The organism is Nocardioides sp. J54 (genome assembly GCF_000519005.1).
Taxonomy (GTDB): Bacteria; Actinomycetota; Actinomycetes; order Propionibacteriales; family Nocardioidaceae; genus Nocardioides.
The window spans coordinates 47003-65356 of sequence record NZ_JAER01000016.1; the positions used below are offsets into that span (position 1 = coordinate 47003).

Annotated in this window: 12 protein-coding genes; 7 read left to right on the forward strand and 5 right to left on the reverse strand. The window is 72.5% G+C overall.

Annotation, left to right across the window (positions count from 1 at the left end; all coding sequences use genetic code 11):
- Positions 1 to 20: 20 nt before the first annotated feature.
- Positions 21 to 2603, reverse strand: coding sequence for an alpha-glucan family phosphorylase (glgP, locus tag NOCJ54_RS0112715; RefSeq protein WP_028655801.1), 2583 nt, complete (start codon positions 2601 to 2603; stop codon positions 21 to 23).
- Positions 2604 to 2790: 187 nt separating this feature from the next.
- Here glgP and NOCJ54_RS0112720 point away from each other — a divergent pair, with 187 nt between their 5' ends.
- The 5 genes from NOCJ54_RS0112720 to NOCJ54_RS0112740 all read left to right on the forward strand — a co-directional run bounded on the left by NOCJ54_RS0112720 (position 2791) and on the right by NOCJ54_RS0112740 (position 11211).
- A complete protein-coding gene (locus NOCJ54_RS0112720; protein WP_028655802.1) occupies positions 2791 to 4026 on the forward strand; it encodes a molybdopterin molybdotransferase MoeA in 1236 nt (411 codons plus the stop codon).
- Positions 4027 to 4048: 22 nt separating this feature from the next.
- A complete protein-coding gene (locus tag NOCJ54_RS0112725; RefSeq protein WP_028655803.1) occupies positions 4049 to 6076 on the forward strand; it encodes a maltotransferase domain-containing protein in 2028 nt (675 codons plus the stop codon).
- Positions 6073 to 7779 carry a maltose alpha-D-glucosyltransferase gene (gene treS / locus NOCJ54_RS25595; protein WP_036517817.1) on the forward strand — a complete coding sequence of 569 codons (1707 nt, stop codon included), beginning with the start codon at positions 6073 to 6075 and terminating at the stop codon, positions 7777 to 7779. The genes NOCJ54_RS0112725 and treS overlap by 4 nt, the downstream gene beginning before the upstream one ends.
- Complete coding sequence (locus NOCJ54_RS0112735; RefSeq protein ID WP_028655804.1) at positions 7776 to 9143, forward strand: maltokinase N-terminal cap-like domain-containing protein; 1368 nt, start codon at positions 7776 to 7778, stop codon at positions 9141 to 9143. The genes treS and NOCJ54_RS0112735 overlap by 4 nt, the downstream gene beginning before the upstream one ends.
- A 673-nt stretch (positions 9144 to 9816) precedes the next feature.
- A complete protein-coding gene (locus NOCJ54_RS0112740) occupies positions 9817 to 11211 on the forward strand; it encodes an HNH endonuclease signature motif containing protein (protein WP_028655805.1) in 1395 nt (464 codons plus the stop codon).
- 1375 nt (positions 11212 to 12586) lie between these two features.
- On the opposite strand, the gene NOCJ54_RS25600 is transcribed toward NOCJ54_RS0112740, so the two are convergent.
- The 3 genes from NOCJ54_RS25600 to NOCJ54_RS0112755 are packed head-to-tail and all read right to left on the reverse strand — an operon-like array spanning position 12587 to position 14565.
- The gene (locus NOCJ54_RS25600; RefSeq protein WP_157514890.1) at positions 12587 to 13852 is read right to left on the reverse strand and encodes a multidrug effflux MFS transporter; all 1266 of its coding nucleotides are present in this window, start codon (positions 13850 to 13852) and stop codon (positions 12587 to 12589) included.
- Positions 13853 to 13870: 18 nt separating this feature from the next.
- Positions 13871 to 14077, reverse strand: a complete 207-nt coding sequence (locus tag NOCJ54_RS0112750; RefSeq protein ID WP_028655806.1) for a helix-turn-helix domain-containing protein — start codon at positions 14075 to 14077, stop codon at positions 13871 to 13873.
- Positions 14077 to 14565, reverse strand: a complete 489-nt coding sequence (locus NOCJ54_RS0112755) for a DUF2975 domain-containing protein (RefSeq protein WP_028655807.1) — start codon at positions 14563 to 14565, stop codon at positions 14077 to 14079. The genes NOCJ54_RS0112750 and NOCJ54_RS0112755 overlap by 1 nt, the downstream gene beginning before the upstream one ends.
- Positions 14566 to 14733: 168 nt before the next feature.
- Between NOCJ54_RS0112755 and glgB the strand changes: the two genes are divergently transcribed.
- Positions 14734 to 16674 carry a 1,4-alpha-glucan branching protein GlgB gene (gene glgB / locus NOCJ54_RS25605; RefSeq protein ID WP_084255153.1) on the forward strand — a complete coding sequence of 647 codons (1941 nt, stop codon included), beginning with the start codon at positions 14734 to 14736 and terminating at the stop codon, positions 16672 to 16674.
- 10 nt (positions 16675 to 16684) lie between these two features.
- Positions 16685 to 17467 (forward strand): NUDIX domain-containing protein, encoded by a 783-nt coding sequence (locus NOCJ54_RS29920; protein WP_028655808.1) that lies wholly within the window; start codon positions 16685 to 16687, stop codon positions 17465 to 17467.
- Here the strand turns inward: NOCJ54_RS29920 and NOCJ54_RS25610 are convergent.
- Positions 17391 to 18326, reverse strand: coding sequence for an EamA family transporter (locus NOCJ54_RS25610; protein WP_186449852.1), 936 nt, complete (start codon positions 18324 to 18326; stop codon positions 17391 to 17393). The genes NOCJ54_RS29920 and NOCJ54_RS25610 overlap by 77 nt on opposite strands.
- Between the last annotated feature and the right edge of the window lie 28 nt (positions 18327 to 18354).

The window sequence follows — 18354 nt, forward strand, 5'->3', positions numbered from 1 at the left end:
GTCCTGGACGGCTGCGGCGCTCAGGCCAGCGCGACGACGCCCAGCTCGGCGGGCGCGACGAGCAAGGGGTGCCGCGGGACGACGCGGACGGTGTAGCCGAAGGGGCCGGGCCGGCCGAGCTCGATCTCGGCGTCGAAGCGGTGCCGCCCGCCGTCGTACGACTCGACGCGGGTGAGCGGGGTCGTCGTGGACTCGACGAACGCGTCCTCGGCGTCGACCCGGCCGTGCACCAGCTGGACCTCGACGTCGTCGGGACCGAGCTCGCCGAGGGCGACGTAGGAGTGCACGGTCATCCGTGAGCCGACCTCGGTGACGTCGCCGACGCCGACGGCCTCGACGTGCTCGACCCGCACGCCGGGCCAGGCGCCGCGCACGCGGGCCTTCCACCCGGCCAGCTGGCGGGCGCCGTCCTCGGTCGCGGCGAGGGTGCGTGCGTTGGCGGCGGCCGGCGCGTAGAGCTGGGCGATGTAGTCGCGCACCATCCGGGTGGCGAGCACCTTCGGGCCGAGGTTGGCCCAGGTGTGGCGCAGCATCTCGACCCATCGGCCGGGGACACCCTCGTGGTCGAGGTCGTAGAAGCGCGGCGCGACCTCGTTCTCGATGAGGTCGTAGAGCGCGGCCGCCTCGAGGTCGTCGCGCTTGTCGGAGTAGTCGTCGAGGCCGTCGGCGGACGGGATGGGCCAGCCGAACTCGGGCTCGTACCACTCGTCCCACCAGCCGTCGAGGATCGACAGGTTGAGCCCGCCGTTGAGGGCGGCCTTCATGCCGGAGGTGCCGCAGGCCTCGTAGGGGCGCAGCGGGTTGTTCAGCCACACGTCGCAGCCCGGGTAGAGCGGCTGCGCGAGGGAGATGTCGTAGTTCGGCAGGAACACGATCCGGTGCCGCACGTCCTCGGCGTCGGCGAAGCGCACCAGCTCCTGGATCAGCCGCTTGCCGCCGTCGTCGGCGGGGTGGGCCTTGCCGGCGACGACCAGCTGGACGGGTCGCTCGGGGTGCAGCAGCAGCGACTTGAGGCGCTCGGGGTCGCGCAGCATCAGCGTGAGCCGCTTGTACGACGGCACGCGGCGGGCGAACCCGATCGTGAGGACGTCGGGGTCGAGGGCGTCGTCGATCCAGGCGAGCTCGGCCGGGGCGGCACCCCGCTCCTCCCAGGAGCGACGCAGGCGGCGCCGGGCGTCGGCGACGAGGCGCTCGCGCAGCAGGCGCTTGGTGCGCCACACGTCCGGGCCGGGGACCTTGGTGAAGGCCGCCCAGAACGCCTCGGTGTCGTCGCCCTCCCAGTCGGCACCCTGCGCGCTGGCGAGCCCGGCGACCTCGGGGGCGACCCAGGTCGGGGCGTGCACGCCGTTGGTGATCGAGGAGATCGGGACCTCGGCCTCGTCGAAGGCCGGCCACAGGCCGTTGAACATGCCGCGGCTGACGTGGCCGTGCAGCTGGGAGACGCCGTTGGCGCGCTGCGCGAGCCGGAAGCCCATCACCGCCATGTTGAACACGCCCGGGTCGCCGCCCTCGTAGTCCTCGGCGCCGAGCGCGAGCACCTGGTCGACCGGCACGCCCGGCGTCGCGCCCTGCTCGCCGAGGTACTGCTCGACGAGGGTGCGCGGGAAGCGGTCGATGCCGGCCGGGACCGGGGTGTGGGTCGTGAAGACGGTCGAGGTGCGGCCGACCTCGAGGGCGGTCGCGAAGTCGAGGTCGCCCTGGGCGGTGAGCTCACGGATCCGCTCGATGCCGAGGAAGCCGGCGTGGCCCTCGTTGGTGTGGAAGACCTCGGGCTCGGGGGCGCCGGTGATCCGCGACCACGCGCGCAGCGCGCGCACGCCGCCGACGCCGAGGAGCAGCTCCTGCCGCAGCCGGTGCTCGGTGTTGCCGCCGTAGAGCCGGTCGGTGACGAGCCGGTGCTGCCCGGGGTTGTCCTCGAAGTCGGTGTCGAGGAGCAGCAGCGGGACGCGGCCCACCGCGGCCACCCAGATCCGGGCGAGCAGGTCGGGCGCGCCGGGCATCCGGATCGAGATCACGGCCGGGGCGCCGTCCTCCTCGCGCAACAGCGACAGCGGCAGTCCGTCGGGGTCGAGGACCGGGTAGCTCTCCAGCTGCCACGCCTCGTGCGAGAGCGCCTGGCGGAAGTAGCCGTGCTTGTAGAGCAGGCCGACGCCGGTGATCGGCGCGCCGAGGTCGCTGGCCGCCTTGAGGTGGTCGCCGGCGAGGATGCCGAGGCCGCCGGAGTACTGCGGCAGCACGGCGGTGATGCCGAACTCGGGCGAGAAGTAGGCGATCGAGGCCGGCCAGGTCTCCTCCGGCGCGGCGGCGCTGGCCCGCTGGTACCACCGCTCCCCCGTGAGGTACGACGCCAGGTCGGCGCGCACCTCGGCGACCCGCGCCACGTAGGACGCGTCGGCGGCCAGCTCGCGCCAGCGCTCCGCCGGGGCCTCGCCCAGCAGGCGCAGCGGGTCACGGACCTCCTGCCACAGCTCGGGGTCGATCTCCTCGAACAACGCCTGGGTCGGCGGGTGCCACGACCATCGCAGGTTGGCCGCGAGCTCGCCGAGCGCGGCGAGCTCCTCGGGCAGGAGCGGGCGGACCGTGAAGCGTCGGATGGCACGCATGGGTCGACGGTAACCCACCTCGACTTGAACGATCCAATGGCCGCCCGGGGACTCGGTGGTGGGAGAGGTGGTGCGAGAAAAGCACGAGACGGGCGAGGCAGCCCCCATGACCCGCCTCGCCCGTCTGTTGCCATCTCCAACCGTCGAGGGGCGCGGGGGTTACGCACCTTCCCTAGGCTGGCTCCCGATGAGCACCGCAGCCCTCCGCTCCGTGACCGACCACCAGGACCACGTCGCCGCCCTGCTCGCCCGCCCCGGCGGGCCCGGGGACTGGCCGACCGAGCGGGTCCCGCTCGCCGACGCCGGCGGGCGCGTGCTCGCCGAGCCGGTCCGCGCCGGCGAGCCGCTACCTGCCTTCGACAACTCCGGGATGGACGGCTACGCCGTGCGTGCGGCCGAGGTCGCCGGCGCGACCCCGGAGTCACCGGTGCGCCTGCCGGTCGCCGGCGACGTGCCGGCCGGCGCCCCCGTCGGCGAGCTCGCCCCGGGCACGACGGTGCGGATCATGACCGGCGCACCGGTGCCCCGCGGCGCCGACGCGGTGGTCGAGGTCGAGGTGACCGACGGCGGAACGGAGACCGTGGCGATCACCGCCGAGCGCGCGGCCGGGACCTTCGTGCGCCGGGCCGGCAGCGACGTCGCGGTCGGCGACGAGGTGCTCGCCGCGGGCGCGCTGCTGGGGGCCGCCCAGGTCGGGGTGCTCGCCGCGCTCGGCGTCCGCGACGTCGTCGTACGGCGCCGGCCGCGGGTGCTGGTCGTGTCGACCGGGTCGGAGCTGGCCGAGGAGCCGGTCCCCGGCTCCGGGCAGATCCGCGACGCCAACGGCGCCCTGCTCGCCACGGCGGTCGAGGACGCCGGCGGGGTCGCCGTGCGCAAGCTGTGGGTCGAGGACGACGTGCCGACCTTCCTCGCGCTGCTCGACGGCGAGCTCGCGTCGGGCGAGGTCGACCTCGTGCTGACCTCGGGCGGCGTCAGCGCCGGCGCCTACGAGGTGGTCAAGGACGGGCTCGGGCCGCGCGGCGTGGAGTTCGTCAAGGTCGCGATGCAGCCCGGCATGCCGCAAGGCTCGGGCGTCGTCTCCGGCGTGCCGGTCGTCTGCCTGCCCGGCAACCCGGTGAGCGCGCTCACCTCCTTCGAGGTGTTCGTCCGGCCCGCGCTGCGCGCCGCCTTCGGGCACCCCGTCCCCCACCGCCCGGTGGTGCGGGCGCGGCTCACCGAGCCGCTGACCCCGCTGCCTGCCAAGCGGCAGTGGCGGCGGGCGCGGCTCGACCGCGTCGAGGGCACCGTCACCCCGTGGGGGCCGCCGGGCTCGGCCTTTCTCGGGTGGTTCGCAGGAGCGGACGCACTGATCGACGTGAAGCCGGGTACCACCGCGCTCGCTGCGGGCGACACGGTCGACGTGTGGGACGTGGCCAACCCGTAGGACACACCGTTAGGTTCGAGACATGGTCGGACGAATCCCCGTCATCGACGTGAAGCCGGTCCTCGCGACCGGCCCGACCGAGGGAGCCCTCCCCGTGAAGGCGGTGGTGGGAGAGCCCTTCCCGGTGAGCGCCACCGTCTTCCGCGAGGGCCACGACCGGCTCGGCGCCGAGGTCGTCCTCGTGGACCCGGAGGGCAACCGGCGACCACCGGTCCGGATGCGGCCGCTCACCCCCACCGACCGGCACACCGTGGACCGGCACGAGGCGTGGGTCGTCGCCGACGGTGAGGGCCCGTGGTCCTTCGAGGTGCACGCGTGGTCCGACCCGGTCGCCACCTGGCAGCACGCCGCCGGCATCAAGGTCCGCGCCGGCATCGACGTGGAGCTGATGTTCGCCGAGGGCGCCCTGCTGCTCGAGCGGGTGCTGAAGGACCCCACCCTCAAGGACGGGCTGAAGAAGGACAAGGACGCCCAGCGCGAGCTGAAGGCCGCGGTCAAGGCGGCCCGCGACGCCGGACGACCCGCCGAGGCGAGGCTGGCCCAGCTCGAGTCCCCGGAGCTGCGGGCCGTGCTGGCGTCGTACCCGCTGCGCGACCTGCTGACCGTCGAGGGCCCGTTCCCGGTGTTCGTCGACCGCCCGCGGGCTCTCTTCGGCAGCTGGTACGAGTTCTTCCCGCGCTCCGAGGGCGGCTTCGCCGGGTCCGCGAAGCGGCTGCCCGCGATCGCGGCGATGGGCTTCGACGTGGTCTACCTGCCGCCGATCCACCCGATCGGCGAGGTGAACCGCAAGGGACCGAACAACACCGTCGCTCCCGAGGGCGAGCCGATCCCCGAGGACTGGGACGGGTCGCCGTGGGCGATCGGCAGCCGGCACGGCGGGCACGACGCCATCCACCCCGACCTCGGCACGATCGACGACTTCGACGCGTTCGTCGCCGAGGCCCGCTCGCTCGACCTGGAGGTCGCGCTCGACCTCGCGCTGCAGGCGGCGCCGGACCACCCGTGGGTCGAGGCGCACCCCGAGTGGTTCACCACCCGGGCGGACGGGTCGATCGCCTACGCCGAGAACCCGCCGAAGAAGTACCAGGACATCTACCCGGTCAACTTCGACGCCCACCCCTACGACCACCCCGACAGCCTCGCCACCGAGGTGCTGCGGGTCGTGCGCCACTGGATGGACCACGGGGTGCGGATCTTCCGCGTCGACAACCCGCACACCAAGCCGGTCGCGTTCTGGCAGTGGCTGCTCGCGAAGGTGCGCGAGACCGATCCCGACGTGCTCTTCCTCGCCGAGGCGTTCACGAAGCCGCCGATGATGCAGACCCTCGGCGCGGTCGGCTTCCACCAGTCCTACACCTACTTCACCTGGCGCACCGCCAAGGTGGACGTCGAGGACTACCTCGAGGAGGTCAGCCAGGAGTCGGCGCACCGGATGCGGCCGAACTTCTTCGTCAACACCCCCGACATCCTCCACGAGTTCCTGCAGTACGGCGGCCCGGCGGCCTTCCGCATCCGGGCCGTGCTCGCGGCGACCTCCTCCCCCACGTGGGGCGTCTACTCGGGCTACGAGCTCGGCGAGCACGTGGCGGTGCGCCCGGGCAGCGAGGAGTACCTCGACTCGGAGAAGTACCAGGTCCGCCGGCGGGCCTGGGCCGCGGCGACGGCCCCCGGCACCGTCGGGGCCGACCTGACGTCGTACATCACCCGGCTGAACGCGATCCGCCGCGAGCACCCGGCGCTGCAGCAGCTGCGCAACCTCACGGTGCACGCGACCGACTCCGACCACGTCCTGTGCTTCAGCAAGACCGCCACCCCGGGCGGGGTCGACGGCCCCGACGACCGCGTCGTCGTCGTGATCAACCTCGACCCGCACCAGCCGCAGGAGACGATGGTGCACCTCGACCTCGCGGCGCTCGGCCTGGCGCCCGGGTCGTCGTACGCCGTGCACGACGAGCTCTCCGGGGAGACGTGGACGTGGAGCGAGCACAACTACGTCCGGCTCGAACCCGCGCAGCCCGCCCACATCCTCACCGTGAAGGAGCGTCCGTGAGCTCGTCCCCCCAGACCGTGCTCAACGACGAGCCGGAGTGGTTCCGCACGGCCGTCTTCTACGAGGTCCTCGTCCGGTCCTTCCGCGACTCCAACGCCGACGGCACCGGTGACTTCCGCGGGCTGACCGAGAAGCTCGACTACCTCCAGTGGCTCGGCGTCGACTGCCTGTGGGTGCCGCCGTTCTTCACGTCGCCGCTGCGTGACGGCGGCTACGACGTCGCCGACTACACGGACATCCTGCCGGAGTGCGGCAGCGTCGAGGACTTCCACGCATTCCTCGACGCCGCGCACGAGCGCGGGATCCGGGTCATCATCGACTTCGTCATGAACCACACGAGTGACGCGCACCCGTGGTTCCAGGCCTCGCGCACCGACCCGGACGGTCCGTACGGCGACTTCTACGTCTGGTCCGACACCGACGAGCTCTACCAGGACGCGCGGATCATCTTCGTCGACACCGAGCCGTCGAACTGGACCTACGACCCGGTGCGCGGCCAGTACTACTGGCACCGCTTCTTCCACCACCAGCCGGACCTCAACTTCGACAACCCGAAGGTCCACGAGGCGATGCTCGACGCGATGGCGTTCTGGCTCGACATGGGCCTCGACGGCTTCCGCCTCGACGCGGTGCCCTACCTCTACGAGCGACCGGGTACGAACGGGGAGAACCTGCCGGAGACGCACGAGTTCCTCAAGAAGGTCCGCCGGTTCGTCGACGACAACTACCCCGGGCGGGTGCTGCTGTGCGAGGCGAACCAGTGGCCGACCGACGTGGTCGAGTACTTCGGCGACCCCGCAGTCGGCGGCGACGAGTGCCACATGGCCTTCCACTTCCCGGTGATGCCGCGCATCTTCATGGCGGTGCGGCGCGAGTCGCGCTTCCCGATCTCGGAGATCATGGAGCAGACGCCGCCGATCCCCTCGGGCTGCCAGTGGGGCATCTTCCTGCGCAACCACGACGAGCTGACCCTGGAGATGGTCACCGACGAGGACCGCGACTACATGTGGGGCGAGTACGCCAAGGACCCCCGCATGAAGGCCAACATCGGCATCCGCCGACGGCTGGCCCCGCTGCTCGACAACGACACCAACCAGATCGAGCTCTTCACCGCGCTGCTGCTGTCGCTCCCCGGCTCCCCCGTCCTCTACTACGGCGACGAGATCGGGATGGGCGACAACATCTGGCTCGGTGACCGCGACGGCGTGCGCACCCCGATGCAGTGGACGCCCGACCGCAACGCCGGCTTCTCGGCCGCGACGCCGGGCAAGCTGCACCTGCCGGTCATCCAGGACCCGGTCTACGGCTACCAGAGCGTCAACGTCGAGGCGCAGCTCGAGAACCCCTCGTCGCTGCTGCACTGGACCCGGCGGATGATCCACATCCGCCGCCAGCACGACGCCTTCGGGCTCGGCGAGTTCGAGGACCTCGGCGGCTCCAACCCGACCGTGCTGTCCTACGTCCGGGTGCTGCACCGCGAGGACGGCGACGAGGTCATCCTCTGCGTCAACAACCTCTCCCGATTCCCGCAGCCGGTCGAGCTCGACCTGCGGCGGTTCGAGGGGCGCGTGCCCGTCGAGCTGATCGGCGGGGTCCCCTTCCCCGCGATCGGGGAGCTGCCGTATCTCCTGACCCTCAGCGGGCACGGCTTCTACTGGTTCCGACTCACGGACCCCGAGGCGACAGGGAGGCCGGTGCTGTGATCGACGATCAGCTCGCCGCGTTCATCGGCCGGAGCCGCTGGTTCGGCGGCAAGGGCCGCGAGTTCACGGTCAGCCGCACCCGGCAGGCCGGCACCGTCGGCACCTCCCCCGAGGTGGTGGTGCTCCTGGCCGAGGTCGCCTATGCCGACGGCGAGTCCGAGCTCTACCAGGTGCCGCTGGCGGTGTACGACGAGCCGCAGGACCGGCTCGAGCACGCGCTCGTCGGCCGGCTCGACGACGGTCGCCCGGGCTACGACGCGGTCCAGGACCGGGACGCGATGGCGTCGTACCTGCGGGCGTTCCTGGACTCTCCGGAGGGTGACGCGGCCGGTGGGCCCGACGTGGCTGACGGACTGCGCTTCGTGCGCCTGGCCGGGCACGACCTCGACCCCGGCGCGACGGCGAGCCCGTTCAGCGGCGAGCAGTCGAACTCGTCGGTGTTCTTCGGCGAGGACGCGGTGCTCAAGCTGTTCCGCAGGCTGACGCCCGGCGAGAACCCCGACGTCACCACGCACCGCGCGCTGACCGAGGCCGGGTCGACCCACGTGGCGGCGCTCTACGGGTGGATCGAGAGCGGCGGGCACCAGCTCGGCATGCTGCAGCAGTTCCTGCGCACCGCCAGCGACGGCTGGGGCCAGGCGCTCGCGAGCGTGCGCGACCTCTTCGCCGAGGCCGACCTGCACGCCGAGGAGGTCGGCGGCGACTTCGCCTCCGAGGCGGCCCGGCTGGGCGAGGCGCTCGCCGAGGTGCACCGGCAGCTGCGCGACGCCTTCCCGACCTCGACCATGTCCGCCTCGGTGCTCGCCGAGGTGATGACCCAGCGCCTCGACGGGGCGATCGGGGTGGTGCCGCAGCTCGCCGAGCACGCCGACGGCGCCCGCGCCGTCTTCGCCGCCGTCGCCGGGCTCGGCGAGGTGCCCGTGCAGCGCGTGCACGGCGACCTCCACCTGGGCCAGACCCTGCGCACCGTCGCCGGCTGGAAGTTCGTCGACTTCGAGGGCGAGCCCGCCAAGCCGCTCGCCGAGCGCCTGCTGCCCGACTCCCCCTGGCGCGACGTCGCCGGCATGACCCGCTCCTTCGACTACGCCCCGCACGCCGTCGCCGCCTCGATGCCCGAGGAGGACCCGGACGTGCAGCACCAGCGCGCGGTCCGCGCCGCCGAGTGGGCCAAGCGCAACCGCCGGGCGTTCCTCGGGGCGTACTGCGGCGAGGGCGGCCTCGGCCCCGCCGACCGCACCCTGCTCACGGCGTACGTCGTCGACAAGGCGGTCTACGAGTGCCTCTACGAGGCCCGCAACCGCCCGAACTGGCTGTCCATCCCGCTGGCCGGCGTCGCCCGGCTCGTCGGTGACGCCGGCAGGTGATCAGCGGGGACACGGGGGCGCTTCAGTCGCCGCAGCCTCTGCAGGCTGCGGTTGCGTGGCCGGCACAGTGGGGCAAGGCAGCGACGACACCGCTGGGTAGGTGGTCGGGTTCGCCGGTCCGCCTGCGGTTGGGTAGGCGGAGCGCGGGTCGGTCCCGGACAGGCTGCGGTTGCGTAGCCGGTACAGCTCCGAAAGGCAGCGAACGAGGGGGGACGGCGGGAGGTCGGGTCCGGCGGTCGACCTGCGGTCCCGTAGCGCTCGTGGGCTGGTCTTGCTCGGCGCCCGACTCCCGGTGGTTGAGGTGCGACGAGCGCTCGTCTCCCGGTGGTTGAGGTGCGACGAGCGCTAGCGAGGAGCCTCGCGGTGCTGATGGCGCGAGCGCGTCGCCAGTCGAGGTCTGCGCGCAGGCCTCGCAGGCTCGGCCCGCACTTGCCCTCGACGCGCCTTCGGCGCGGGCGCCGCGCTGCCGCGCACGCGGTTGCCTGCGTAGGTTCAGCCCTCGCCTGGCGGCAAGCCCTTCTCCCGGTGGTTGAGGTGCGACGAGCGCTAGCGAGGAGCCTCTTAACCACCGGGCCCTGACGGCGGGCTGTGGACAGAGAATCTCCCGAATCTCCAGTCCACAGGCGGGTTTCCGCCCGATCAAAGTGTCGGTGCTCTCTGGAAGAATCCAGTCATGGAGCTCGGAACCAGCACCCCGTCGACACCATCGTCGACACCCTCGACAGCATCACGGCTGTCGAGGATCGCCGACGAGTCCGAGGCCCGGGCCCACCTCGAGGTCAGCGAGTGGCGCAACATCGTCGCCTGGGCAGACGCCAACACCATCGACAACCCCGACCAGGACGGCCAGGCGGCGACGATGCGGGACGGGTTCCTCGACACCGGCATCCCCATCGCCGGCCCCGGCGCACCCCTGGTCTCGGAGTTCGCGCTGATGGAGCTCATCGCCGTGCTCGGCCGCACCCCCGACGGGGGTCGCCTCTACGTCGGCAAGATCCTCGAGTGCGCCTGGCGGCTCCCCGAGCTCTACACCGCGGTCCTCGACAACAAGCTCGCACCCTGGCGGGCGATGCGGATCGCCGAGCTCACCCACCCCCTCACCCAACGCGCAGCAGCCTGGGTCGACCACCAGCTCGCCATCGCCGTCGAATCCGTGACCTGGGCCCAGATCGACCGCCTCGTTGAGGAAGCCATCGCGCGGTTCGACCCCGAACGAGCCGAAGCCGAACGGCGCAAGCGCGCCGACCAGCGCCGGTTCACCATCACCGGTGCCGACAACGGCCTGGTCTACGTCGACGCCCTCATGGACGCAGCCGACGGCCACGACCTCAACCAGACCATCACCCGCCGCGCCCACCTGCTGGGCCAGCTCGGCGACACCTCCTCCCTCGACGTCCGCCGCTCCAAGGCCGCCGGCGAGCTCGCCCGCCAGGACCTCTCCCTCGACTTCCTCATCGTGAGCGATCCCGACACCGGCGAGGTCATCGCGAGGTCGCCGGGCCGGCGCAGCGTGCTCAACCTGCACATCACCGACACCACCCTGACCGGTGACAACCCCGTCGGACGCTGCGAGGAAACCCGTGGACCGGTCCTCGCCAGCCAGATCAGGGAGTGGCTGTCACTTCCCGGCTCCACGATCATCGTCCGACCCGTCATCGACGTCGCCGACTGCGTCCCGGTGGACTCCTACGAGATCCCCGACCGCCACCGCACCCGCGTCCAGCTGCGCGACCACACCTGCCGGTTCCCGAGCTGCACCACCCCCGCCGCCAGGTGCGACCTCGACCACGCGATCGAGCACAACAAGGGCGGTCCCACCTGCCCCTGCAACCTCGTCCCCCTCTGCCGCCGCCACCACCGCGCCAAGACCCACAGCACCTGGACCTACCGCGTCCTCCGACCCGGCCACTACCTGTGGACCAGCCCGAGTGGTGCCCGCTTCCTCGTCACCCCCCGCCGGCACCACCACCCTCACCACCCCCGAACCCGAACGACCTTGACCCCGCCCCACACCCCGCCGGACGGCGGGGTCAACGGCATGCTCAACGCCCCAACTGCCGCTGGTTGAGGTGCGAGGCGCCCCAGCGCCGAGCCTCGAAACCAGCGGCCCCGGTGCACCCGACTGTGCCCACGACAGTCCGCCACCAAGGCCCGGAGGTTTCGAGGCTCGGCCGCGGGCGGCCTCGCACCTCAACCACCGGGAGTACGACGAGAACGGACCGCGCGACGGCGGCGGGGAATCCCCTGCTCGACGGCCACCAGCCCGCCGGTGGTTGAGGTGCGAGGCCGCCCGCGGCCGAGCCTCGAAACCAGTGGCCCCGCTGCACCCGACTGTGCCCACCACCGTCCGCCAGCAAGGCCCGGAGGTTTCGAGGCTCCTCGCTAGCGCTCGTCGCACCTCAACCACCGGGGGAAGGCTTGCCGCCAGGCGAGGGCCGGACCTACGCAAGGCAACCGCGCGCGGCAGCGCGGCGCCCGCGCCGAAGGCGCGTCGAGGGGCCCCGGTGCACCGGACTGTGCCGGCCACAACCCGCCCGTAACGCCCGGAGGTTTCGAGGCTCCTCGCTAGCGCTCGTCGCACCTCAACCACCGGGAGAAGGCTTGCCGCCAGGCCCAGTGCGCCGACCCCCGGGGGGCAGCCGCGTGCGCGGCAGCGCGGCGCCCGCGCCGGAGGCGCGTCGAGGGCAAGTGCGGGCCGAGCCTGCGAGCGCCCGCACGCAGCCCACGACAGGCGACGCGCTCGCGCCATCAGCACCGCGAGGCTCCTCGCTAGCGCTCGTCGCACCTCAACCACCGGGAAACCAGCGCCGATTGGGCAGAAACTGCACGATCCGAGGCCGATTTCCTGCCGTTCGTGACCAATCGGCGGCCGCGCAGCGCGGCGCGGACGAAGTCCGTGCCGACANGCGCGCCGCCAGCCGTCCGTCAGGGACCCGCAGTCAAGGACGCCGAAGGCGCCGCGCAGCGGGCGAGCGGAGCGAGCTCCTTGACGGCGGGGGACGGACGGCTACGGTGCGCGGCCGCCGAGACCGGCCACCAGCGAGAGTCACCCGGGCGCCCGCCGTACTGTGCCCACCACAGCCCGCCACGCAGGCCCGGAGGTTTCGAGGCTCCTCGCTAGCGCTCGTCGCACCTCAACCACCGGGGGAAGGCTTGCCGCCAGGCGAGGGCTGGACTTACGCAAGGCAACCGCGCGCGGCAGCGCGGCGCCCGCGCCGAAGGCGCGTCGAGAGCAAGTGCGGGCCGAGCCTGCGAGCGCCCGCGCGCAGCCCTCGACAGGCGACGCGCTCGCGCCACCAGCACCGCGAGGCTCTCGCTAGCGCTCGACGCACCTCAACCACCGGGGGAAGGCTTGCCGCCAGACGAGGGCTGGACCTACGCAAGGCAACCGCGCGCGCGGCAGCGCGGCGCAGGGGCGTCGGCACAGCACCAGGGGGCGGGCCTCACAGCAGCTCCACCGGCTCGCGGTCCGCGCCGGAGTCGACGACGGCGACGTCGCGGTCCTCGATGGCGCAGTGCCAGGCCCAGCAGAGCTGGCCGGCGGCGACGCCGATGAGCGCGGCGGTGGCGAAGCCGAGGGCGGAGCCCTCGAGGTGCGGGGTCACGGCGACGGCGGTGGTGGCGTTGAGGACGAGCGCGAGGAAGGACGACATCGACACCACGGCGCCGAGCCGCTCGGGGAACAGGTCGAGCAGGAGCAGCTGCATGGTCGGGTAGGTGATGCCGTTGCCGAGGGCGATCAGGCTGACGCCGACCACGGCCCACGGCAGCTCGTCGGCGCCGGGCGAGGCGGCGACGAGGACGCCGACGACGCCACCGACGAAGGCGGTGGTGCACCCGATGGAGGTGAGCCGGCGGGCGGTGATCCGGCCGGCGGCGCGGCCGCAGATCCACGAGCCGACCATCATGCAGCCGATCATCGGGACGAAGAGCTTCCAGAAGTCGAGCTCCCCCTGGCCGAGCACGTCGACGACGAAGATCGCGGCCCCGCCGATGTAGAGGAACTGCGCGCCGAAGATCAGGGCGGTCGACCACGCGAGCCGGTGGAAAGCAGGCCGACGGGCGACCGCGGCCAGGCCGCCGACGACGGCCCCCACCCGCAGGGAGGTACGACGCTCGCGCGGGTGCGTCTCCGGCAGGAGCACCACGACGGCGAGGACCAGCGCGACGCCCAGCGCGGCCTGGAAGACGAACACCAGCGGCCACTCACCGAGCTGGAGGACGAGGCCGCCGACGATCGGGCCGATCGCGGGCGCGATGCCGAAGATGACGGCGACCCGGCTCATCAGCCGCTGCGCGGTGGCGCCGGTGAAGAGGTCGCGGATCACGGTGCGGCTCACGATCGTGGCGCCGCCGGCGCTGAGGCCCTGGACGGCGCGCCCGACGAGGAGCCAGGCGAGGCTGGGGGCGAAGGCGCAGGCGACGGACGCGGCGACGTAGACCGTCAGCGACACCACCATGACCGGTCGTCGCCCGACGGCGTCGGAGATCGGCCCGTGCAGGACGCTCATCACCGCGAAGGAGGCGAGGTAGACGGTGACCACCAGCTGCAGCTGCGCGGCGCTGGTGTCGAGCGCGTCCTCCATCTCGGCGAACGCCGGGAACGGGGTGTCGATGCTGAACGGGCCGATCATCGACAGGCACGCCAGCACGGCGGGCACGAGGACCAGGAGCCGCCACCCCGGGCGGTCGGCGGTGGGAGTCGTCACTCGGGCTATCAGATCACCTCAGTCGTCGACGTACTCCAGCAGGTCGCCGGGCTGGCACCCGAGCACCCGGCACATCGCCTCGAGGGTGCTGAAGCGGACGGCCTTGGCACGGCCGTTCTTGAGGACGGCGACGTTGGCCGGGGTGAGCCCGACCTTCTCGGCGAACTCCCCCACGCTCATCTTGCGGCGGGCGAGCTCGACGTCGATGCGCACGACGATCGCCATCAGATGACCTCGTCCAGCTCGGACTGCAGGTCGCGGGCCCGGCTGTCGAGCGCGACCGCCTGGGCGAGGAGGAGGCGCAGCACGTGGACGAGCAGTGCGATCCCGGCGACGACGAGCGCGATGCCGCAGACGAGCCCGACGATGCCGGGCGCGACCGCCTCCCCGGGTGCGAGCACGACGGCCAGCGCGAAGGTGAGCACCGCCCCGACGGCGGTGGCGCCGGTGACCACGTCGACGTACCGGAAGGCCGCGTGGGAGAAGACGGTGCCGCGGCGCACCATCGTCGAGAGCCGCCACAGGCACACCGCGACGACCTGCAGGCAGCCGATGCCGAGCACGATGATCGTGATGACCGAGGCGCGGGCGACCGGTGGCGCTCCGTCGAGGTCGACCCACAGCAGCGGCATCATCACCCCCTGCACGAACACGGACCCGAGCAGGGCGCAGGCCAGGACGACCTTGAGGGCGATCACTGCGCGCTTTCCCACGAGCAGCTCCTTCTATCGTGACACGGGAAGAACACATCGACTGTCGTCCATGATCTATCGAAAGTCAATAGGTCACCACAGTGATGCACCACGCGGACGGGTGCCGCGGCGGGTCCCGGGTACCTCGACCACTGCCCCACCCCGCCCGACCTCGTTAGACTCGAGAGGATGCCGCAGCCCGTGCACTCGACCCTCGGAGAGATCGACCTGCACCTCGTCGCGGAAGGCCGCCACGAGCTGCTCTGGCAAGCCCTCGGCGCTCATGTGCGCGAGGAGCCCGAGCCCGGCACGAGCTTCGTCGTGTGGGCCCCCAACGCCCGCAACGTCAGCGTCATCGGCGACTTCAACGGCTGGGACGGCGGCGCCCACCGGATGGTCGCGATCGGCAGCGGGCTGTGGGAGACGTTCGTCCCCGGCGTGGGGTCGGGCGCGACGTACAAGTTCGTCGTCGAGGGCGCCGACGGCGTGTGGCGGCACAAGGCCGACCCGATGGCGTTCCACGCCGAGGTGCCGCCGGCCACCGCATCGCGGGTCTTCTCCAGCACCCACGTGTGGGCCGACGACGAGTGGCTCGCCCAGCGCGCCCAGCGGCAGCCGGTCAACGAGCCGATGGCGACCTACGAGCTGCACCTGGGGTCGTGGAAGCGGCACCCCGACGGCTCCTTCTGGACCTACGACGAGCTGGCGGACCCCGAGCACGGCCTGCCCGGCTACCTCGCCGACCTCGGCTTCACCCACGTCGAGCTGATGCCCGTGATGCAGCACCCGTTCGGCGGGTCGTGGGGCTACCACGTGACGTCGTACTTCGCTCCCGACGCCCGCTTCGGCGACCCCGACGGCTTCCGGCGCCTCGTCGACGCGCTGCACGCCGCCGGCATCGGCGTCATCCTCGACTGGGTGCCCGGCCACTTCGCGACCGACGAGTGGGCGCTGGCCCGCTTCGACGGCACCGCCCTCTACGAGCACCCCGACCCGCAGCGCGGCTGGCACCCGGAGTGGGGTTCCTACATCTTCGACTTCGGCCGCCCCGAGGTCCGCAACTTCCTGTTCGCCAACGCGCTCTACTGGCTCGAGGAGTTCCACGTCGACGGCCTGCGCGTCGACGGCGTGGCGTCGATGCTCTACCTCGACTACGGCCGCAACCACGGCGAGTGGCAGCCCAACAAGTACGGCGGCCACGAGCACCTCGAGGCCGTGCAGTTCCTGCAGGAGCTCAACGCCACCGCCTACAAGCGGGTGCCCGGCATCGTCACCATCGCCGAGGAGTCCACTGCGTGGCCCGGCGTCACCGGCGCGACGTCGGGCGGCGGGCTCGGCTTCGGCTTCAAGTGGAACATGGGCTGGATGCACGACAGCCTCGGCTACCTCAAGCACGACCCGATCCACCGCGCCTACCACCACGGCGAGATGACCTTCTCGCTCGTCTACGCGTTCTCCGAGAACTACGTGCTCCCGATCAGCCACGACGAGGTCGTGCACGGCAAGGGCTCGCTGGTGCGCAAGATGCCCGGCGACCGCTGGCAGCAGCTGGCGACGCTGCGCGCCTACCTCGCCTACATGTGGTCCCACCCCGGCAAGCAGCTGCTGATGATGGGCAGCGAGTTCGCCCAGGAGTCGGAGTGGGCCGAGGCGCGCGAGCTCGACTGGTGGCTGCTCCAGAAGCCCGAGCACCGCGGCGTCCTCGACTTCGTCCGCGACCTCAACGCCCGCTACCGCGAGCAGCCCGCGCTGTGGCGCCTCGACAACGACCCGGCCGGCTTCGCCTGGATCGACGGCCAGGACGCCGGTCACAACGTCCTCTCGTTCGTGCGCCGCTCCGGCGAGGAGGGCGTGCCCGACCTGGTCAGCGTCACCAACTTCGCCGCGGTCCCCCACGACTACCGCCTCGGCCTCCCGGTCGCCGGCACGTGGACCGAGGCGCTGAACACCGACGCGGAGGCCTACGGCGGCAGCGGGGTCGGCAACCTCGGCGTGGTGCACGCCGAGCCGGCCGCCCCGATGGAGGCCGGCGCACCCGGCGGCAGCCCCGCGTACGCCAACCTCGTCCTCCCGCCCCTCGCCACGCTGTGGCTCGTGGCACCCCGCCCCGAATTGCCACCGATCCACTAGGGTTCGGGCTGTGTCGGACCAGCCTCAGATCAGCCACGCGACCGTCGACGACGGCACCGCCCGGCTGACCTGGACCTCGGACCTGACCGACCGCGGCTGGCAGGCCGCCGTCGACGTCGTACGACGACAGGTGGCTGCCGCCCTGACCGACCACGAGCGGGTCGAGGTCAAGGTCGCGGTCGACGACGCCGAGGCACAGCGCATCGCGACCTGGTCCGGGTTGCGCCGCGAGGGCGTGCAGCGCGGCCGCACCGGTGACGTCGTCGTCTACGCCCGGCTGGTCGACGACCTGCCGGTGCACGAGCCCGGCGGCTTCCGCAGCCTGCTGAACTCCTTCCTGCCGCGCAAGCGCGGGATCGCGCAGATGCTGGTCCGCGACGACACCGCCGCGCCGGACGGTCCGCGGGTGCTGATGTGCAACCTGACCTACAAGACCGACTGGGACCTGCCCGGCGGCGTGATCGAGGTCGGCGAGTCGCCGCGCCTGGGCGTCTCCCGCGAGGTCGAGGAGGAGCTCTCCCTCGACATCGCGGCGGGCGAGCTGGTGCTCACCGACTGGTTGCCGCCGTGGGGCGGGTGGGACGACGCGATCTGCCTCGTCTTCGACGGCGGGGTCCACCCGGCCGCGATCGCCGACCAGGTGGTCCCACAAGCCCGCGAGATCACGACCGCCGCGTTCCTCACCCTCGACGAGGTCGAGGAGCGGGCCGCCGACTTCACCGCCCGGCGGGTGCGAGCGGCGCTGGCGAGCCTGGCGGGGACGGGTCCGGCGTACACCGAGTCGGGTCGCTGACCCTGCCCCGGCGGCGTGCCTGCGCGACGAGCACCCCGAGCACGAGGATCGCGCCGCCGGCGAGCTCGCCGCGCGCCGGGACCTCGTCGAGGAGCAGCCACGCCGAGCCGATCGCGACCGGCGGCACGAGCAGGATCCACGGCACGACCGCCGAGGACGGGTTGCGCGACAGCAGCCCGTTGAACAGGCCGTAGCCGACGAGCGAGGCCAGCCCGGCCGTGTAGAGCGTGGACAGCGCCGCGCGCCACCCGAACGCGGCGATGCCGTCCGCAACCGCCGCGGGACCATTGAGGACGAGGGAGAGCACCACCAGCGGCACCGGCACCACGAGCGCGGACCACACCGTGAGCGACAGCCCACCGGTCGCCCCGGAGGCGCGCGAGACGACGTTGCCGATCGCCCACATCAGGGCCGCGGCCAGGCACAGCAGCAAGGCGATGGCCGGCACGTTCCCGCCCCGCCCGAGGCCGACCACGACCAGGCCGACCACCCCGAGCAGCACCCCCGCGACCTGCGGGCGGGTCGGGCGCTCGCGCAGCGCCACCGCGGCGATCGCGATGGTCAGCACGACCTGGGCCTGGAGCACGAGCCCGGCGAGCCCGGGCGGCATGCCGGCGTCCATGGCGACGTAGAGGAACGCGAACTGGCCCAGTGACATGAAGACGCCGACCGCGGCCACCGTGCGCCACGGCACCGGCGGGGGCGGCAGCAGGAAGACCGCCGGGAGGACCACCGCGAGGAAGCGGGCGGCGAGGAAGAGCAGTGGCGGGACCTCGCCCATCCCCCAGTCGATCACGACGAAGTTGAAGCCCCAGACGACCGCGACGAGGGCGGCGAGCGCCTGGTCCTTGTGACTCACGTGCTCCAGCATCGTCGCCACGACCGTG

What these genes read in the sequence shown, in the direction of transcription:
- NOCJ54_RS0112720 (WP_028655802.1), top strand. Translation starts at nt 2,791, where the DNA reads ATGAGCACCGCAGCCCTCCGCTCCGTGACCGACCACCAGGACCACGTC.
- glgP (WP_028655801.1), bottom strand. Translation starts at nt 2,603, where the DNA reads ATGCGTGCCATCCGACGCTTCACGGTCCGCCCGCTCCTGCCCGAGGAG.
- glgB (WP_084255153.1), top strand. Translation starts at nt 14,734, where the DNA reads ATGCCGCAGCCCGTGCACTCGACCCTCGGAGAGATCGACCTGCACCTC.
- NOCJ54_RS0112725 (WP_028655803.1), top strand. Translation starts at nt 4,049, where the DNA reads ATGGTCGGACGAATCCCCGTCATCGACGTGAAGCCGGTCCTCGCGACC.
- NOCJ54_RS0112740 (WP_028655805.1), top strand. Translation starts at nt 9,817, where the DNA reads ATGGAGCTCGGAACCAGCACCCCGTCGACACCATCGTCGACACCCTCG.
- NOCJ54_RS0112750 (WP_028655806.1), bottom strand. Translation starts at nt 14,077, where the DNA reads ATGGCGATCGTCGTGCGCATCGACGTCGAGCTCGCCCGCCGCAAGATG.